This is a genomic window from Bartonella sp. AP57NXGY, assembly GCF_042195805.1.
GTDB lineage: Bacteria > Pseudomonadota > Alphaproteobacteria > Rhizobiales > Rhizobiaceae > Bartonella.
Genome location: NZ_JBHIOZ010000306.1, coordinates 1 through 1,242, shown reverse-complemented (window position 1 = coordinate 1,242; position 1,242 = coordinate 1). Strand labels below are relative to the sequence as shown.

Annotated in this window: 2 protein-coding genes; both read right to left on the bottom strand. The window is 32.8% G+C overall.

The window, feature by feature from the left end:
• Positions 1-264: 264 nt before the first annotated feature.
• A complete protein-coding gene (locus ACFIL8_RS10525) occupies positions 265-537 on the bottom strand; it encodes a type II toxin-antitoxin system YafQ family toxin (RefSeq protein ID WP_375632825.1) in 273 nt (90 codons plus the stop codon).
• A gap of 1 nt (position 538) precedes the next feature.
• Positions 539-796, bottom strand: coding sequence for a type II toxin-antitoxin system RelB/DinJ family antitoxin (locus tag ACFIL8_RS10520; protein ID WP_375638828.1), 258 nt, complete (start codon positions 794-796; stop codon positions 539-541).
• Positions 797-1,242: the final 446 nt, after the last annotated feature.

The following is a 1,242-nucleotide window of genomic DNA, read 5'->3' as shown; positions in this document are numbered from 1 at the left end:
ATTTCAATATGTTAATGTTTTAAATAAACAACCCATATTACACACAACACGTAAATACAATCTGTAATATATATAAAGGGGTTTTGAAGGTATTTTGAGGGTTTGAGAAACCTTCAAAACCTATAAGTAATATAAGAAAATGAATATACATAGCTCTCTTTAAACAAAGCTATCATTTTAGATTACGATATAACCTCTTAAAGGCAATGTAAAAAAATCTAATTATGTAGAGAAAAGTTAGAGTATTTTTAACTTTTCATATAATTATTCTTTGAAAAGGTCAGAGTGCGTTCCTGTACGAATAAGATGTAATTTATCTCCTTCTATTCTATAAATAAGCAGCCAATCTGGTTCGATATGAATATCATGATACCCTACCCAATCGCCTTTTAGTGGATGATCACAGTAATGTCTTGGTAATGTCTTTTCTTCAATTAGAAGACTTAATAGTGTACGCAGCTTATTCATATTTTTACTGCGTTTTTCCGCCTTGCGCACGTCACGTTTAAATTGTCTCGAGCGAACAGGTATCAGCATATTAAATGCCTAAATCCTTAAAAAGGGCATCAGCGTTTTTAAATGTCTTACCTTTACCTTCATCTAATTCCTTTATAGCTTTACGTGTGACACTATTAGGTACTTTAAGCTCAAAAGGCAAACAACCTTCTTCAGCGACACGCAAAAATGTTATGCGGATAAGGTCTGATGCACTTAATCCCATGCGTTCTAAAGTAATCATCGCTTGTTTTTTCATTTCAGCAGGAATGCGAGCGCGAACAACAGAATCGGCTTTCATGATTGGTACCTCCATTCATAGATTTTATTATAATGTAGCTACACTGTAGTCTCAAGTCAATTTTTTAGAATTAAAAACCCTTTGGACAGCAGGTATGGCAAAAAACTCCACGAAAAGAATCCTTAATTCGTAATAATTAAGAGGAATGTTGCAAAATCCTATTCTCTTAACTTTATTTTGTTATCCTCATAGTAAAGAAAATTTTATGTAATCAACTTAACAAGAGAGGTATAGATTATGGTTATAAGCTCTATACCCATTATGTGAGTATGCCAAATCTATTCAGTTTCTCTTATTTCTAATTTTGGTAAGTTCTTAACGATTTTCATTGTTTCCAAACTTACAGTGATAACCCTTTGAAACAAATCCAATGGATAGGCAGGGTTGCCAATGGTTTCAACAGCATAGTGATTGGCATCATTAACAATACCACTCTTTTTATCTGT